A 17479-nucleotide genomic window follows, 5' to 3' on the forward strand; every position below is an offset into this window, starting at 1 on the left:
GCCGGCAGGTCGTCGGCGCGCTCGCCCTCCAGGATCGCGGCGGCCAGCGCGGCCACCTCGCCGGGCGGCAGCGGCGCCTCGGGCAGCCGCAGCGCCCCGGGGGACACCGGCGCGGCGGATCGGGGCTCGGCGGATCGGGGCTCGGCGGGCGCCGGCTCGGCCCGCCGGACGGTCGCGGGCTCACGCTTCGGGGAGTCCGGGCCGGCCAGGAAGGTGGCCGGCACGGGGCGGGTGGTGCGGCCTGGCGGGTCGAGCGGCGTCACGGCGAGGACCTCTCTTGGGGCAGGGCGGAGGGAGGGGACGTCAGACGGTGAGCGCCAGCCGGTTGATCGCGGCCAGCGGGATCGGCAGCCAGCTCGGCCGGTGCCGGGCCTCGTACACCACCTCGTACACCGCCTTGTCGATCTCCAGCGCGCGCATCAGCTCCGGCGAGGCGGCCGGATCGGTGCCGCCGCCCGCGGTGTAGCCGGCGCGGAAGGCGGTCCGGTTGCGCTGCGCCCAGGCGGCGGCCAGGTGCGCCAGCTCCGGGTCGGGCGGCCCGCCGGCCAGCAGGTGGGCGGCGGCGTAGTCGAAGGAGCGGAGCATCGCGGCGACGTCCCGCAGCGCGGTCTGCGGCTCGCGCCGCTCGGCGACCGACTTGGCCGGCTCGCCCTCGAAGTCCAGCAGTACCCAGCCGTGCGGGGTGCGCATGGCCTGGCCGAGGTGCAGGTCGCCGTGGATGCGCTGGACCGGCAGGCCGTCCGGGTGGGCGTCGGCCATCTGCTGGAAGGCCGAGCGCAGCGCCCCCCGGTAGCGCGTCAGCCCGGGGACGGCGGCGACCGCGCCGTCCAGCCGGTCGGCCATCGCGGTGGCCAGCTGCCGGGTCTGGGTGCGGTCCAGCCGGGCGACCGGCATCGAGCGGGCGAGCACCCGGTGCACCTCGGCGGTGGCCCGGCCGAGCCGGTGCGCCTCGATCGCGAAGTTGCCCGGCGACGGGTCGCCCTTCAGCCGGCCCACCTGGTCGAGGGCGAGCTCCCAGCCGTCCTCGGCCTCGGGGAGGTAGCGCTGGAGCAGCCCGAGGGTGGCCGGCTCGGCGCGCTCCAGGCGGCTCTCGAACCAGGCGGCGACCCGGGGGATGCGGGTCGAGCCGGCCCGGGAGAGCGCGAGCGACAGTTCGAGGTCGGGGTTGGTGCCGGGGTGGACGCGGCGGAACAGCTTCAGGATGTACGAGGTGCCGTAGATGACGGAGCTGTTGGACTGCTCGGCGGTGGAGGCGCGGCCGGGCAGGTTGGTGGGGAGCCCGGAGCCGGGGGTGCGGCGGAAGGACAGCGAGCCGAACCGGTCGCCGGTGGCCAGGTGCTCCAGCAGCCGTCCGGTGAGCTCCGGGTCGTGCACCGCGTCGTAGAGCGCCGCCCCGTCGTACGGGCCCTGGGTGAGCCGGCCGAGCACGGCGGTCGGCTCGATGCCGGTCGGGCCCTGCGAACGGATGCCGAGCAGCAGCTGGTACAGGTCGCCGTGCGGCGCGCCGGCCGTGGCGGCGTGCTCGACCCGGAGCAGCAGGTGCAGCAGGGCGGGGTCGCCGACCTGCAGGGGGGTGCCGACGACGGGGGTGAGGCCGGTGATCGGCCGGCCCTTCCCGGCGTACCAGCGCTGGGTGGGCAGCCACTCGGCGATCAGCGGCAGGGCCGCCTGGACGAGTTCGCTGACCCCCAGGGCGGTCCTCCGGACCCCGGGGCCCCGCGGGGCGGCCGCCGCGGTGGGGCCGGCCGGGGCGTCACGGTGCGGGGGGGCTTGCGAACGGGAGGTTTCGGACATGACTCCCTTTCCCCGGAGGAGCTGGGCGGATCGCCCGACGGGTCTGGCCGGGTCCGTCAGTCTTCCGGATTGCGGCGGCGCGGCGGCTGCGGCACGCGAGCGGTGGGCCCGGGTGTCACGCCTTCGTGTGGGTGGCCATTGGGCTGTTCTCCGTACGCGGTGGTGCAGAGACGACCGGGGGCGCGGGATGCGAACTCGCGCCCCCGGAGGCTTCGATGGGGCCTGTGGCGACTGCCGGATCGTTACTTCGACCGCCTGGTTCCGCTTAGCCGGGGGGGTCGGCGGAGCTGGAACCAGTAGAAGCCGTGGCCGGCGAGGGTGAGCAGGTACGGCCACTCGCCGATCGAGGGGAAGCGCACCCCGCCGATCAGCTCGACCGGATACCGCCCGCCGTACCGCCTCAGGTCCAGTTCGGTCGGCTGCGCGAAGCGGGAGAAGTTGTTCACGCACATGACCAGGTCCCCCTCGTGCTCGCGCACGAAGGCCAGCACCGCGGGGTTGCTGGAGGGCAGTTCGGTGTAGCTGCCGAGGCCGAACGCCGGGTTGAGCTTGCGGATCTCGATCATGCGACGCGTCCAGTGCAGCAGCGAACTCGAACTGCTCTGCTGCGCCTCGACGTTGGTCACCTGATAGCCGTACACCGGATCCATGATGGGCGGCAGACTGAGCCTGCCCGGGTCGGCGGAGGAGAAACCCGCGTTGCGGTCCGGGGTCCACTGCATCGGGGTCCGGACGCCGTCCCGGTCGCCCAGCCAGATGTTGTCCCCCATGCCGATCTCGTCCCCGTAGTAGAGCACCGGCGAGCCGGGCAGGGAGAGCAGCAGCGCGGTGAAGAGCTCGATCTGGTTGCGGTCGTTCTCCAGCAGCGGGGCGAGCCGTCGGCGGATGCCCACGTTGGCGCGCATCCGCGGGTCCTTGGCGTACTCGGCGTACATGTAGTCGCGCTCCTCGTCGGTGACCATCTCCAGGGTCAGCTCGTCGTGGTTGCGCAGGAAGATGCCCCACTGGCAGCCGTGCGGGATGTTGGGCGTCTTGGCGAGGATCTCCGAGACGGGGTAGCGGGACTCCCGGCGGACCGCCATGAAGATCCGCGGCATCACCGGGAAGTGGAACGCCATGTGGCACTCGTCGCCGCCGGAGGCGAAGTCGCCGAAGTAGTCGACGACGTCCTCCGGCCACTGGTTGGCCTCGGCGAGCAGCACGGTGTCCGGGTAGTTGGCGTCGATCTCCTTGCGGACCCGCTGGAGGAACTCGTGGGTCTCCGGCAGGTTCTCGCAGTTGGTGCCGTCCCGGGCGAACAGGTAGGGCACCGCGTCCAGCCGGAACCCGTCGATGCCGAGGTCCAGCCAGAACCGCAGGCCGGCGATCATCTCGTCCTGGACCCGGGGGTTGTCGTAGTTGAGGTCCGGCTGGTGGGAGAAGAACCGGTGCCAGAAGTACTGCTTGCGCACCGGGTCGTACGTCCAGTTGGAGGTCTCGGTGTCGACGAAGATGATCCGGGCGTCGGGGTACCGCTTGTCGTCGTCGGCCCACATGTAGAAGTCGCCGTACGGGCCGTCCGGGTCCTCCCGGGAGGCCTGGAACCACGGGTGCTGGTCGCTGGTGTGGTTCATGACGAAGTCGATGATCACGCGCATGCCGCGGGCGTGCGCGGCGTCCACGAACTCCATGAAGTCGGCGAGGTCGCCGAACTCCGGCAGCACCGCCTTGTAGTCGGAGACGTCGTACCCGCCGTCGCGCAGCGGCGAGGCGAAGAACGGCGGCAGCCAGAGGCAGTCGACGCCGAGCCACTGCAGGTAGTCGAGCTTGGAGGTGAGCCCCTTGAGGTCCCCGACACCGTCGCCGTTGCTGTCCTGGAAGGACCGCACCAGCACCTCGTAGAAGACCGCACGCTTGAACCACTCGGGGTCCAGGTTCTTCTCGGAGGTCTCGGGGAAGGTGTCGGGGACGGGCTCGTTCACTGTCACGCTGGGTTCCTCCGAACCGTGAGGAGGTGGGCCGGCTCGGCTGAGGGGTCGAGTCGGACGTAGTTGTGCCGGCCCCACGTGTAGGCGGCACCGGTGAGCTCGTCGTGGACCGCGTACGGCCCGTCCCCGTCGAGGGTGACGGTGGCCTCCTGGGTGTGGTGGGGATCCAGGTTGACCACGGTGATGAGGTGGTCGGTGAGGCCGTCGGGGGTCAGGGCGGTCTTGGAGTAGGCGAGCACCTGGTCGTTGTCGGTGGGGTGGAAGCGCAGCGAACGCAGCTGCTGGAGGGCCGGGTGACGGCGGCGCAGCCGGTTCAGGACGGTGAGCAGCGGGGCGAGGGTGTCGGTGCGGCTCCAGTCCCGGGGGCGCAGTTCGTACTTCTCCGAGTGCAGGTACTCCTCGGATCCGGGGTGGGCCGGCTCGTTCTCGTAGAGCTCGTAGCCGGCGTACACGCCGTAGCTGGGGGAGAGGGTGGCGGCCAGCACGGCGCGGATCGCGAAGGCGGCCGGGCCGCCGTGCTGGAGGTAGGCGTGCAGGATGTCCGGGGTGTTGGCGAAGAGGTTGGGCCGCATGTGGGCGGCCGTCTCGCCGGCCAGCTCGGTGAGGTACTCGGTGAGTTCCGCCTTGCCGGTGCGCCAAGTGAAGTACGTGTACGACTGGTGGAATCCGATCTTCCCCAGGGTGTGCATCATCGCGGGGCGGGTGAACGCCTCGGCGAGGAACAGGACGTCCGGGTCGGTGCGGGCGATGTCGGCGAGCACCCGCTCCCAGAAGACCACCGGCTTGGTGTGCGGGTTGTCGACCCGGAAGATCCGTACGCCGTGCGCCATCCAGAAGCGCAGGACCCGGACCGTCTCCTTGACGATTCCGTCCATGTCCTGGTCGAAGTTGATCGGATAAATATCCTGATATTTCTTCGGCGGATTTTCGGCGTACGCGATGGTGCCGTCCGCGCGGTGGCTGAACCATTCCGGGTGCTTGTTCACCCACGGGTGGTCCGGCGAACACTGCAGCGCGAAGTCCAGCGCCACCTCCAGGTGCAGCGCGGTGGCCTCGGCGACGAAGTGGTCGAAGTCCTCGATGGTGCCGAGGTCCGGGTGGACGGCGTCGTGGCCCCCCTCCGGCGAGCCGATCGCCCACGGCGAGCCGACGTCGTGCGGACCGGCCGTCAGGGTGTTGTCGGGGCCCTTGCGGAAGGCTCGTCCGATCGGGTGGACCGGCGGCAGGTAGACCACGTCGAAGCCCATCGCGGCGATCGCCGGCAGCCGCTCGGCGGCGGTCCGCAGGGTCCCCGAGCGGGGCGGCTCCACCCCGGTCGGGTCGACCACCGCGCCCTCCGAACGGGGGAAGAACTCGTACCAGGAGCCGAACAACGCCCGCTCCCGGTCCACCTGGAGCGGGAGCGGCCGGGAGGCGCTCACCAGTTCGCGCAGCGGGAAGCGGACCAGCAGTTCCTGCACCTCGGGGGCGAGCGCGGCGGCCAGCCGGGACAGCGGCGGCAGGCCGGGGTCGCGCAGCGCCTCGGCGGCGGCCAGCACCACCGCCCGGCCGTCCTTCTTCGGCACCCCGGCGGCGGCGCGCTCCAGCAGCTGGGCGCCCTCCTCCAGGACGAGCGCCGTGTCGATCCCGGCCGGCAGCTTGATCGAGGCGGCCTTGCGCCAGGTGGCCACCGGGTCGGACCACGCCTCCACCAGGTACGACCAGCGGCCGGGGGCCGTCGGGGTGACGTACGCGCCCCAGCGGTCGCTGCCCTCGGCCAGCTCGCGCATCGGCGTCCACGGGCCGCTGCGGCCGCGCGGGTCGCGCAGCACGACGTTGGCGTTCACCGCGTCGTGGCCCTCGCGGAACACGGTCGCGCGGACCGGGAAGGTCTCGCCCACCACGGCCTTGGCCGGGCGGCGGCCGGCGTCTACGAGGGGGCTGACGTCCAGGACGGGGATGCGGCCGATCACGGTGTCGCTCTCTGTCGTCGTGCGGGCGGCGGTCTTGCGGGCGGCGGCGGGCTTCGCCCGTCCGCGTCCGGCGGCGGGTCGCGCGGCGGCGGCCCGGGCCGGTGCGGAGGCGCCCTCGGCCGGCGCGGCGGAGGGTTCGGCGGTGCTCGCGCCGCGACGGGTGGTGCGCTTGCGCGGGGCGTCCGCCCGATGGGTCCGGCTCTCGTCGGCCCCGGGTTGCCGGGCCGGTTCGTCCGGTCGCTCCGTACGGATAGCCCCGGCACCCCGGGGTCCCGGCATCGCCGCGTCTGTCCGAGTGTCAGAATCCATCCGTCCGGCGGATTCCGCGACCGCTGCGTCGAGGGTTTCGGCCACCGGTGTGGACTGGTCCCGCGTGTCGCCGTGCATGCCAAACTCCTGCCCGAGATCGGCGGTGGCTCCCGCGGGCCGGAGCGGCCAGGGGAGTACCGGGAGGACTGCTGGGTGGGGAGGACGTGCGACGGAAGCCTGCCCGCGCCGCTGTTCCGGGCAACCTGCCCCGCTCCCGCTCGGCCCGTGGCGGAGAGCCCGAGAGCCCGCGCGCGTTCCGGCGCACGCCTCTTGGGGCGCGTCTCCGGACGACCCGGCCCACCCGTGAACGAGCAGGGCCGGGGCGAGGACACGCGGCGGTCCGCGATGGGCGCCGAATGGACCAATCAGGATGAGGAACGGTCAACGCGAAAAGGATTCGGACGTGCTGCTTCGCGGGGGAACGCCACCCGTCTCCGCACACCCCGCAGCATCGACGACCGTGCTTCATCCTCGCACCGGTGACCCCGATTCCGCAGCGGTACGCCAGGAGTTCCAACGGCGATCGGACACGGGCCCGCCGACGGAAATGGATCTGTTCCACGGCGTTCACGTATTGGTGGCGCGGCCCTGCGGAAAGTGCGCCTCGCGCGCCCCCCGTGCAGACCAATGCGCCGAATGCGATCTCATCAATAGGCCGAACGGATGCCGAATAGCCCAACTGACGCACCATCATGCCATCCGCCGAGGCTACGCTTCACGCCGTGAAGGCAATCCGCAGATTCACCGTCCGCACCGTCCTGCCCGAACAACTCCAGCCGTTGCACGAGCTGGCCCTCAACCTGCGCTGGTCCTGGCATCCCGAGACCCGGGACCTCTTCCGGTCCGTGGACCCGGACGTCTGGGCCGCGACGGGCGAGGACCCGGTGCGGCTGCTCGGGGAGGTCCCCGCCGCCCGGCTCGCCGCGCTCGCCGCCGACCGCCGCTTCCTGCGCCGGCTCGGCGACCTCGCCGACGACCTGCGGGAGTACCTGGCCGGTCCGCGCTGGTACCAGGGCGCCGGGCAGCAGGCCGCCGCCCCGCTGCCCGCCGCCATCGCCTACTTCTCACCCGAGTACGGCATCGCCGCCGCGCTGCCCCAGTACTCCGGCGGCCTCGGCATCCTGGCCGGCGACCACCTCAAGGCCGCCAGCGACCTCGGCGTCCCGGTCATCGGCGTCGGCCTCTTCTACCGGCACGGCTACTTCCGCCAGTCCCTCGACCGGGACGGCTGGCAGCAGGAGCGCTACCCCCTGCTGGACCCGGACGAGCTGGCCGTCACCCTGCTCCGCGAGGCCGACGGCACCCCCGGCCGGGTCGACCTCGCCCTGCCCGGCGGCCGCGTCCTCGCCGCGCACATCTGGAAGGCCCAGGTCGGGCGCGTCCCGCTGCTGCTGCTCGACTCCGGCATCGAGGCCAACTCGCCCGCCGAGCGCGACGTCACCGACCGCCTCTACGGCGGCGGCAGCGAGCACCGGCTGCTCCAGGAGATGCTGCTCGGCATCGGCGGGGTCCGCGCGGTGCGCGCCTACCAGCGGCTCACCGGCCACCCCGCCCCCGAGGTCTTCCACACCAACGAGGGCCACGCCGGCTTCCTCGGCGTCGAGCGGATCCGCGAACTGGTCGCCGACACCGGCCTCGACTTCGCCGCCGCCCTGGAGGCCGTCCGGGCCGGCACCCTGTTCACCACCCACACGCCCGTCCCGGCCGGCATCGACCGGTTCGACCGCGAGCTGGTCGCCCGGCACTTCGCCGGGGACGCCGCGCTGCCCGGCGTCCCGGTCGAGCAGGTGCTCGCGCTCGGCGCCGAGACCTGGCGCGGCGGCGACCCCAAGCTGTTCAACATGGCCGCCATGGGCCTGCGGCTCGCCCAGCGCGCCAACGGCGTCTCCACCCTGCACGGCGAGGTCAGCCGCTCGATGTTCAACGGCCTCTGGCCGGGCTTCGACGCCACCGACGTCCCGATCACCTCCGTCACCAACGGCGTGCACGCCGCCACCTGGATCGACCCGGCCGTGGTGCGGCTCGGCAGCACCGAGATCGGCGCCGACCGCGCCGAGGAGGCCATGAGCACCGGCGAGACCCAGCGCTGGACGGGACTGGAGCGGATCGGCAACGCCGAGGTCTGGGACCTGCGCCGCACCCTGCGGTCCCAGCTGGTCGACGAGGTCCGCCACCGGCTGCGCGCCTCCTGGCGCCAGCGCGGGGCCGGCGAGGCCGAGCTCGGCTGGGTCTCCTCGGTGCTCGACCCGGACGTGCTCACCATCGGCTTCGCCCGCCGGGTGCCGTCCTACAAGCGGCTCACCCTGATGCTCCGCGACCAGCAGCGGCTGCGCGCCCTGCTGCTGCACCCGACCCGGCCGGTGCAGATCGTGGTCGCCGGCAAGGCCCACCCGGCCGACGACGGCGGCAAGCGGCTGATCCAGCAGATGGTCGCCTTCGCCGACGACCCGGCCGTCCGGCACCGGATCGTCTTCCTGCCGGACTACGACATGGCGATGGCCCAGCACCTCTACCCGGGCTGCGACGTCTGGCTGAACAACCCGCTGCGCCCGCTGGAGGCCTGCGGCACCTCCGGAATGAAGGCCGCGCTCAACGGCTGCCTCAACCTGTCGGTGCTGGACGGCTGGTGGGACGAGTGGTTCGACGGCCAGAACGGCTGGGCGATCCCCACCGCCGACACCGGCGAGGGGGTGCTCGACCCGGACAGCCGGGAGGCCGAGCGGCGCGACGACATCGAGGCCGCCGCGCTCTACGACCTGATCGAGGAGCAGGTGGCCACCCGCTTCTACGACCGGGGCTCGGACGGCCTGCCGCACCGCTGGATCGCGATGGTCCGGCACACCCTGGTCACCCTCGGGCCCAAGGTGCTGGCCGGGCGGATGGTCCGCGAGTACGTCGAACGGCTCTACGCCCCGGCCGCGCTGGCCCAGCGCGAACTGGCGGGGACCGGCTCGTTCCGGGCCGCCCACGAGCTGGCCGCGTGGAAGGCGAAGGTGCGCGAGGCCTGGCCGGTCGTCCGGGTGGAGCACGTCGAGGCGGACTGTCCGGACGAGGCGCAGGAGCTGGGCAGCGCGCTGGCCCTGCGGGTGCAGGTGGCGCTCGGCCCGCTGGAGCCGGCCGACGTCGAGGTGCAGGTGGTCTCCGGCCGGGTCGACGAGTCGGACCGGATCTCCGACGCCTGCCTGCTCGCCCTCAAGCCGGTCGGCGGGCCCGACCTCGACGGGCGGACCAGGTACGAAGGCTCCCTGGAGCTCTGCCGCACGGGGCCGTTCGGCTACACCGTACGGGTGCTGCCCGCCCATCCCCGGCTGGCCTCGCCCGCCGAGCCGGGCCTGGTGGCGCTGCCGGCGGAGGTGCCGGGGATGGACGCCGGGCTGCTGCGCTGAGTTCGGCGGGGGCGGGGCACCGGTTCCGGCCGGTGCCCCGCCCCCGCCGCGAGCGGGCGGGTCACCGCACGGCCGCGACCAGGGCGTCGGTGACCGAGCGCCAGGCCACGCCGGCCTCGGCGAAGCCGGCTTCCCGCAGCCGCTCGACGTGCCAGCCGGCCGGGTGCGACTCGCCGTCGGCGTGCGAGCCGTACAGCCGGTTGCGGACGGCCACCTGCTCGGCGAGCAGCGGGTCGGCCGCGGCGGCGAGCCACCAGCTCTCCCAGTCGAGCACGCCGTCGGCCTTCTCCCGCTCCTGCCGCCCGTGCCGCAGGGTCCGCTCGGCGGCGTTGAGCAGCGGGACCTCCGGGTCGGGCATGTGGTCGGCGTTGAGGAACACCCCGCCGGGGCGGACCAGGCCCGCCAGGTCGGCGAAGAGCCGGACCAGGGCGGTGCCGGGCAGCCAGTGCAGCGCGGTGGCGGTCACCACCGCGTCGAACGGGCCGGGCGGGAGGGCCTCGGCCCACCCCGGGTCCTTGAGGTCGGCGGTGACCAGGGTGAACCGCTGGTCGTCGCCGAGGACGCCGCGGGCGATGGTCATCAGCGCCGGGTCCTGGTCCACGCCGACGCTGGTGGCGCCGGGCAGCCGGGCGAGCAGGCGCTCGGTGATGCTGCCGGTGCCGCAGGCGAGGTCGAGGACGCGCGGGGCGGGCCCGGTCACCGCCTCGACGACGTCGAGCATCACCCGGAACCGCTCCTCGCGGTCGGGCAGGTACCACTCCTGCTGACGGTCCCAGCTGCGCTGCCACTGCTCCCAGTGGTGACGGTCGACCATGGGCGATCCCCTTCGTGAGGCGGGCCTGCGGGTCGGGCGGGTGAGCCCTGGGAACGACCCTAGGCCCTTTCGGTAATGGATGAAAGGGCCTAGGGTCTCTTACCTGTGGAGTGTCGGGCGTCAGACCAGGCTGTCCCGCCAGGCCTGGTGCAGCCGGGCGAAGCGGCCGGCGCGGCCGATCAGCTCACGCGGGGTGCCGTCCTCGACGATCTGGCCCTGGTCCATCACCAGCACCCGGTCCGCGATCTCCACAGTGGAGAGGCGGTGGGCGATGATCACGGCCGTCCGGCCGGCCAGCACGGTGCGCATCGCCTGCTGCACCGCCTGCTCGCCGGGCACGTCCAGGGAGCTGGTGGCCTCGTCCAGGATCAGCACCGCCGGGTCGGCGAGCAGCGCGCGGGCGAAGGCGACCAGCTGCCGCTGGCCCGCCGAGATCCGGCCGCCGCGCTTGCGCACGTCGGTGTCGTAGCCGTCCGGGAGCTCGGCGATGAAGTCGTGCGCGCCGATCGCCCGGGCGGCCGCCTCGATCTCGGCGCGGTCGGCGCCCGGACGGCCGATGGCGATGTTCTCGGCGACCGTGCCGGAGAACAGGAAGGACTCCTGGGTCACCATCACCACCCCGCGCCGCAGCTCCGGTCCGGTCAGGTCGCGCAGGTCCACCCCGTCCAGGGTGATCCGGCCCTCGGTCGGGTCGTAGAACCGGGCGAGCAGCTTGGCCACCGTCGACTTGCCGGCCCCGGTCGCGCCGACCACGGCGACGGTCTGCCCGGCCGGCAGCAGCAGGTCGAACGGCGGCAGCACCTCCTTGCCGGTCCGGTAGGCGAACCGGGTCTTCTCGAAGTGCACCTCCCGGCCCTTGATGGTCGAGGCCGGCAGGTCCTTGGGCTTGGCCGGCTCGGCCACCGTGGGCTCGTGGGCGAGCAGGCCGGCGATCTTCTCCAGCGCGGCGGCGGCCGACTGGTAGCTGTTCAGGAACATCGCCAGCTGGTCGATCGGCTCGAACAGCCGGTGCAGGTAGAGCACGAACGCGGTCAGCACGCCCAGCTCGGTCGAGCCGTCGGTGACCAGGTAGGCACCGAGCACCACCACGCCGGTGGTCCAGATGTTGGCCGTCATCCGGGACAGGCCCCCGTACCGGGCGACCTCCAGCAGGCTGTCCGCGGTGGCGTCGGCCGACTGCCGGTTCACCACGGCGAACGCGGCGTCGTTGGTCCGCTCGCGGCGGAACGCCTTCACCGGGCGGATGCCGTTCATGGTCTCGGTGAACCGGACGATCAGCGAGGCCGCCGCGGTCCGCGAGCGCCGGTAGACCAGGCGCGAGCGGTTCCGGAACGACTGGGTGATCAGCCACAGCGGCAGGAAGGCGAGCAGCGCGGCCAGGCCGAGCCGCCAGTCCAGCACCAGCAGGATCACCGAGATGGAGCAGACCGACAGGGAGACCGTCAGCAGCTCCTGCAGCCCCTCGGACAGCAGTTCGCGCAGCGCCTCCACGTCGCTGGTGGCGCGGGAGATGATCCGGCCCGAGGTGTAGCGCTCGTGGAAGTCCAGGCTGAGCCGCTGGGCGTGCCGGAAGATCCGGCCGCGCAGGTCCATCAGGACGTCCTGGTTGACCCGGGCGCTGACCCTGATGAACGTCCACTGGAGCAGCGTGCTGAGCAGCGCGCAGCCCAGGTAGGCGGCGACCACCGCGATCAGCGGGCCGGCGTCGTGGTCGCGCAGGGCCGGGATGCCGCGGTCCATCGCGAGGGCGACCAGCAGCGGCCCCGACTGCAGGGCGGCCTGCTGGAACAGGATCACCAGCATCGCGGCGGCGATCCGGCCCCGGCGCGGGCCGAGCAGGGAGCGCAGCAGGGCGCCCGGTGCGCCGGACGGGACGGGGATGTCCTCCTCGTCGGCCGGCGGGGGCGGCGACTGGTTCTCGGGCGGGCCCGCCGGCCGGGTGCGGTCGTCCTCCGTCCGGGTGTCGAGGGTCTCGCAGGCGGTGGTCATCGGACGGTGCTCCTCTCAGGGGCGAGGGCGGCCTCGCCCGACATGAGTGCGCGGTAGCGCGCCGAGCTCTGCAGCAGTTCCTGGTGGGTGCCGACCGCCTCGATCCGGCCGTCGGCGAGGACGGCGACCCGGTCCGCGAGCAGCACGGTGCTCGGGCGGTGGGCGATCACCAGGGCGGTGGTGGAGGCGAGGACCTCGCGCAGGGCGCGTTCGACCAGCGCCTCGGTGTGCACGTCCAGGGCGGAGAGCGGGTCGTCGAGCACCAGGAAGGCGGGGTCGCCGACCACGGCGCGGGCCAGCGCGAGGCGCTGGCGCTGGCCGCCGGACAGGCCCAGGCCCTGCTCGCCGACCTCGGTGTCGACGCCCTCGGACAGCTGGTCGACGAACTCGGCCTGGGCGGTGGCGAGGGCGGCGCGCAGCCGGTCCTCGCCCGCGCCGGGGGCGCCCATCAGCACGTTCTCCCGGATGGTGGTGGAGAACAGGGTGGGGTCCTCGAAGGCGACCGCGACCAGTTCGCGCAGGTGGGCGCGGTCCAGCTCGCGGATGTCCCGGCCGTCCAGGGTGATGGTGCCGGCGGTGATCTCGTAGAGGCGGGGGAGCAGGGCGGTCAGCGTGGTCTTGCCGCTGCCGGTGGCGCCGACCAGGGCCATCGTCTCGCCGCTGTGGATGTGCAGGTCCACGCCGCGGAGCAGGTCGGGGGTGCCCGCGGGGGCGTCGGGGTAGCGGAAGCGGACGCCGGTGAGCCGGATGCCGTCGGGGGTGGTGACGGCCTTCGCGGCGGGGGTCTCGGTGGCGGCGGTGGCCGCGGTGGCGGTCGTGGCCGCGGTGAGGGTCTTCGCGGTCGCCGTGAGGGTCTTCGTGGCCGCGGTGGGGTGGGCGGCTTCGGCCGGCTCGGCGTCGGGCTCGTCCAGCACCTCGAAGAAGCGGTCGGTGGCGGTGGCGGCCTCGTTGGAGTAGGCCATCAGCCAGCCGAGCGACTCGATCGGCCAGCGCACGGTGAGCGCGGTCGAGAGGAAGGCGACGAGGGCGCCGGCGCTCAGCTCGTCGTGCGCGACCAGGTAGGCGCCGACGGCGAGGGCGCAGCCGAGGGCGAATTCGGGCAGGCCGATGACGATCGACCAGAGGTTGGCGAGCATGCCGGCCTTCTCCAGCTCGGTCCGGCGCAGCACGGCGGACTGCTCGTGGAACCGCTCCGCCATCGAGCGGTGGCGGCCGAAGGCCTTGAGGATCCGGATGCCGAGGACGGACTCCTCGACGAGGGTGGCGAGGTCGCCGTTCCGGTCCTGCGTCAGTCGGGTGGCGCGGGAGTACCGGGACTCGAACCGGCGGGTGAGCAGGAACAGCGGGAGGGTCGGGCAGAGGGTGATGAGGGCGAGCCGCCAGTCCTGGGTGAACATCAGCGCGATGCCGGCCAGGAAGGTCAGCGTGTTGACGACGAGGAAGATCAGCGGGAACGACAGGAACGTCCGCATGACGTGGAGGTCGGACATCGCTCGGGAGAGCAACTGCCCGGAGCCCCAGCGGTCGTGGAAGGAGACCGGCAGGCGTTGCAGCTTGCCGAACAGCTCGCCGCGCAGCGTCGTCTCGACGTCGGCCAGTGGCCTGGCCACGACGACCCGGCGGGCGTGGAAGAAGGCGGCCTCGGAGAGGCCGAGCAGGAGCAGGAGGGCCGCGAGGGGCCAGAGGGATTCGAGGTCGTGCTCGGCGATCGGGCCGTCGACGATCCTGCCGAGGACGATCGGGATGAGCAGCGTACTGAAGGAGGCGAGCAGCGCGGCGGTCACCGAGACGACCAGGCGCGTGCGGACCGGACGGACGTAGGGCCACAGCCGAAGGAGCGAACGCACTGTCGAACGGCGGGCCGCGGGAGGCGCGGTGCCGGGCACTGCGACGGAGTCGGTGGCTGTGTCAAGGACTTGGTTCTTGGCCATCGCGGCGAGAATAGGCCGGATACCCCCTATCACTAAGCCGGATATCGAACGAACCGTCGATTACCGGCCAAGTGCGCGGCCGGATCAGGGTGCCGCCTTGAAAAGGTGCAGGGAGCGGCCGGTGAGCAGCACCGTGTCGTTCGGGAGGTGTAGACCGGTGGGGCCCTCGCCGTCCTCCGCGGAGGTGTCCACGACGGACTCATAGCGGGTGTTATCGGCCGTCCACGGGGCGCCCGGCAGGACGAACGGAAGGGGGCGCGCACCCGCGTTGAGGAGCAGCAGGAAGCTGTCGTCGAGCAGCGGGCGGCCGTAGGCGTCGCGTTCGGACATCGCCGTTCCCGACAGGAGCATGCCGAGTGACGCGGACGGCGCAAACCAGTCGGTCTCGGTCATGTCCCGGCCAAGGGGGGTGAACCAGAGCAGATCGGGGCGCCCGCCCGGAGTGGCGGCGCGACCGGAGAAGAACGCCCGCTGTCGGAGCACGGGGTGACGGCGGCGGAGCCGGACCAGGGCGGCGGTGAACGCGTTGAGGGCGCGCCAGGCCGGGTCGTCCAGCAGCGACCAGTCCAGCCAGCTCACCTCGTTGTCCTGGCAGTAGGCGTTGTTGTTGCCGCCCTGGGTGCGGCCGAACTCGTCCCCGGCGGTGAGCATCGGGACGCCGGCGGAGAGCAGCAGGGTGGCGGTGAGGTTGCGCAGTTGGCGGCGGCGCAGGGCGGTGACGGCGGGGTCGGCGCTCCCGCCCTCGGCGCCGTGGTTCCAGGAGCGGTTGTCGTCGGTGCCGTCCCGGTTGGCCTCGCCGTTGGCCTCGTTGTGCTTGTGGTCGTAGGAGACGAGGTCGCGCAGGGTGAAACCGTCGTGGGCGGTCACGTAGTTGACGGAGGCGTACGGGCGGCGGCCGGCGTGCTGGTAGAGGTCGGAGGAGCCGGAGAGGCGGTAGCCGAGCTCCCGGACGTCGGGGCGGGCGCCGCGCCAGAAGTCGCGCACGGTGTCGCGGTAGCGGTCGTTCCACTCGGCCCACGGGGGCGGGAAACCGCCCACCTGGTAGCCGCCCGGGCCGACGTCCCAGGGCTCGGCGATCAGCTTCACCCGGTTGAGCAGCGGGTCCTGGGCGATGGCGGTGAGCAGCGGGTGGTCCATGGTGACGTCGTTGCCGCCGCCGGGGCCTCCGTTGCCGCCGGGGCCGCCGGGACCGCCGCCGCGGGCGAGGGCGGTGGCGAGGTCGAAGCGGAAGCCGTCCACGCCCATCTCGTGCACCCAGTACCGCAGCGAGTCGGTGATCAACCGGATCACCTGGGGGCGGCGGGTGTCCAGGGTGTTGCCGCAGCCGGTGTAGTCGGCGTAGCCGCGCGGGCGGTTGGGCGGCAGGCGGTAGTGGCCGGCGTTGTCGATGCCGCGCAGGAACAGCGAGGGGCCCAGCTCGGCGCCCTCGGCGGTGTGGTTGTACACGACGTCGAGGATCACCTCGATGCCGGCGGCGTGCAGGGCGCGGACCATCCGCTTGAACTCGCCGACCTGGCCGCCGCGCGAGCCGGCGGCGGAGTAGCCGGCGTGCGGGGCGAAGTAGCCGACGGTGTTGTAGCCCCAGTAGTTGACGAGGCCGCGGGACTGGAGGTGGTCCTCGCTGACGTGGTGGTGGACGGGGAGCAGCTCGACCGCGGTGACGCCGAGCCCGGTGAGGTGGGCGAGGGCGGCGGGGTGGGCGAGGCCGGCGTAGGTGCCGCGCAGGGCGGGCGGGACGTCGGGGTGACGGATGGTGAAGCCGCGGACGTGCAACTCGTAGAGGACGGTCTCGGCCCAGGGGGTCTTGGGGCGGTGGTCGTCGGACCAGTCGTCGTCGTCCCGGACGACGACGGATCTGGGAACGTACGGAGCCGAGTCGCGGTTGTCCCGGACAGTGTCGGCGACGTCCGCCTCGGGCCAGCCGCGGACGGCGGCGCAGACGGCGTCGTGGGAGGTGTAGGCGCCGTCGATGGCGCGGGCGTAGGGGTCGAGCAGCAGCTTGGCCGGGTTCCAGCGGGCGCCGGTCCACGGGTCCCAGCGGCCGTGCACGCGGTAGCCGTAGCGGGTGCCGGGGAGGACGCCGGGGACGAAGCCGTGCCAGGTCTGGGCGTCCTGCTCGGTGAGGCGCAGGCGGGTCTCGTGGCCGTCGTCGTCGAAGAGGCAGAGGTCGACGGCCTCGGCGCCGGCGGCCCAGAGCGCGAAGTTGGTGCCGGGGCGGCCGTCCGGGCCGGGGTGGAAGCGGGCGCCGAGCGGCTGCCGGCTGCCCGGCCACGGCACCGCACCGCCGGGCTGCGCGCGTACGGCGGTCGCCGACTCCTGCCCTGACGCCATGACGCTGCCCTCCCTGACGGGATGTCCCGGACCCCGTGCGGTCTCTCATTCCCTGTTCACACCGGACGGAAGCGGCCGAACACCGTCTTACCGGCAGATGGCGCCCGGGCACACACCCGAAAAGTCGGCCCGCCCGACTTCCCACTCCACCCCGGGGCGTCGCTGCCCCTGGGGTGGAATATGTCGACCGGTCTACTGATTGCTGTGGGCCCTGGGAGTGGGAAGTCGGCCGGTCCGACTTTCCACTCCGCGGTTCCCGTGCTGCCCGACCCCACCTGCGGTTCCCGTGTGCCCGACCTGTGTTCGCGGGTGGCTGGCGCTTCGCCTCGCGGCCGCGCCGCCTCTGGGGTGAAATATGTCGACCGGTCTACAGATTTTGGAGCTCTCCTGGAGTGGGAAGTCGGCCGGCCTGACTTTCCACTCCGCTGCTTTCGCGCTCGCGCCGGGTCCCCAGGTGGAATGTGCAGGCCAGCTTTCAGGGCTCGGGGTGCTCGGGAGTGGGAAGTCGGCCGGTCCGACTTCCTGCTCCGCGGCTCTCGTGTGCCCCACCTGTGTTCGCGGGTGGCTGGGCACTTCACGGTGCGGCCGTCTCGCCTCCGGGGTGGAATATGTTGACCGGTCTACAGATTTTTCGGGCCTCCCGGAGTAGGAAGTCGGCCGGCCCGACTTTTCGCTCCGCTGCTCCGGTGTTCTCGCCGGGCCTCCGAGCGGGATGTGCAGACCGGTCTTCAGGGCTCGGGGTGTGCCGGAGCAGGAAGTCGGCGGGGCCGACTTCCTGCTCTGCGAGGGCGGCCGAGTCAGTAGACCGGTCTACATAAAAACTCTCAGGTGGGGGGATCGGCGGGGCGGCGTGTCCTGGGGGGATTGGTCTCGTTGTGGGGGTATTGGACGGCGAGGGTGGGAGGCCCCGGATGTGGGTACGGCGGCTGGCGGCGCTGGGCTGCTGCCTGGCGGTGCTGGCCGGGTGTGCCGGCGGTGGCGGTGCGCGGGAGGGCGTGAGCGGGGA

At 72.9% G+C, this 17479-nt stretch carries 8 protein-coding genes and 1 pseudogene; 1 reads left to right on the forward strand and 8 read right to left on the reverse strand.

All coding sequences use genetic code 11. The features are described from left to right. The 4 genes and pseudogenes from ABD308_RS34115 to ABD308_RS34130 form a co-directional block, all read right to left on the reverse strand. Nucleotides 1-263: pseudogene (locus ABD308_RS34115) on the reverse strand (hypothetical protein); the annotation flags it as partial. 40 nt (nucleotides 264-303) lie between these two features. Continuing rightward, nucleotides 304-1794, reverse strand: coding sequence for a maltokinase N-terminal cap-like domain-containing protein (locus ABD308_RS34120; RefSeq protein WP_344343665.1), 1491 nt, complete (start codon nucleotides 1792-1794; stop codon nucleotides 304-306). Nucleotides 1795-2036: 242 nt separating this feature from the next. Continuing rightward, nucleotides 2037-3761 (reverse strand): maltose alpha-D-glucosyltransferase, encoded by a 1725-nt coding sequence (gene treS, locus ABD308_RS34125; RefSeq protein ID WP_344343667.1) that lies wholly within the window; start codon nucleotides 3759-3761, stop codon nucleotides 2037-2039. After that, the gene (locus ABD308_RS34130) at nucleotides 3758-5713 is read right to left on the reverse strand and encodes an alpha-1,4-glucan--maltose-1-phosphate maltosyltransferase (RefSeq protein ID WP_344343683.1); all 1956 of its coding nucleotides are present in this window, start codon (nucleotides 5711-5713) and stop codon (nucleotides 3758-3760) included. The genes treS and ABD308_RS34130 overlap by 4 nt, the downstream gene beginning before the upstream one ends. 1031 nt (nucleotides 5714-6744) lie before the next feature. On the opposite strand from ABD308_RS34130, the gene glgP reads away from it, so the two are divergent. Further along, on the forward strand, nucleotides 6745-9408 hold the full coding sequence (gene glgP / locus ABD308_RS34135; RefSeq protein ID WP_344343669.1) for an alpha-glucan family phosphorylase: 2664 nt from the start codon (nucleotides 6745-6747) through the stop codon (nucleotides 9406-9408). 61 nt (nucleotides 9409-9469) lie between these two features. Here glgP and ABD308_RS34140 read toward each other — a convergent pair whose 3' ends face one another. The 4 genes from ABD308_RS34140 to glgX form a co-directional block, all read right to left on the reverse strand. Beyond that, nucleotides 9470-10222, reverse strand: coding sequence for a class I SAM-dependent methyltransferase (locus tag ABD308_RS34140; RefSeq protein WP_344343671.1), 753 nt, complete (start codon nucleotides 10220-10222; stop codon nucleotides 9470-9472). A gap of 120 nt (nucleotides 10223-10342) precedes the next feature. Beyond that, the gene (locus tag ABD308_RS34145; RefSeq protein WP_344343673.1) at nucleotides 10343-12211 is read right to left on the reverse strand and encodes an ABC transporter ATP-binding protein; all 1869 of its coding nucleotides are present in this window, start codon (nucleotides 12209-12211) and stop codon (nucleotides 10343-10345) included. Further along, complete coding sequence (locus tag ABD308_RS34150; protein WP_425554922.1) at nucleotides 12208-14142, reverse strand: ABC transporter ATP-binding protein; 1935 nt, start codon at nucleotides 14140-14142, stop codon at nucleotides 12208-12210. Before ABD308_RS34150 ends, ABD308_RS34145 begins: the two co-directional genes overlap by 4 nt. Nucleotides 14143-14226: 84 nt before the next feature. Next, nucleotides 14227-16473, reverse strand: coding sequence for a glycogen debranching protein GlgX (glgX, locus tag ABD308_RS34155; protein ID WP_344343677.1), 2247 nt, complete (start codon nucleotides 16471-16473; stop codon nucleotides 14227-14229). Nucleotides 16474-17479 lie beyond the last annotated feature (1006 nt).

It is taken from the genome of Kitasatospora putterlickiae, from assembly GCF_039527695.1.
Taxonomy (GTDB): domain Bacteria; phylum Actinomycetota; class Actinomycetes; order Streptomycetales; family Streptomycetaceae; genus Kitasatospora; species Kitasatospora putterlickiae.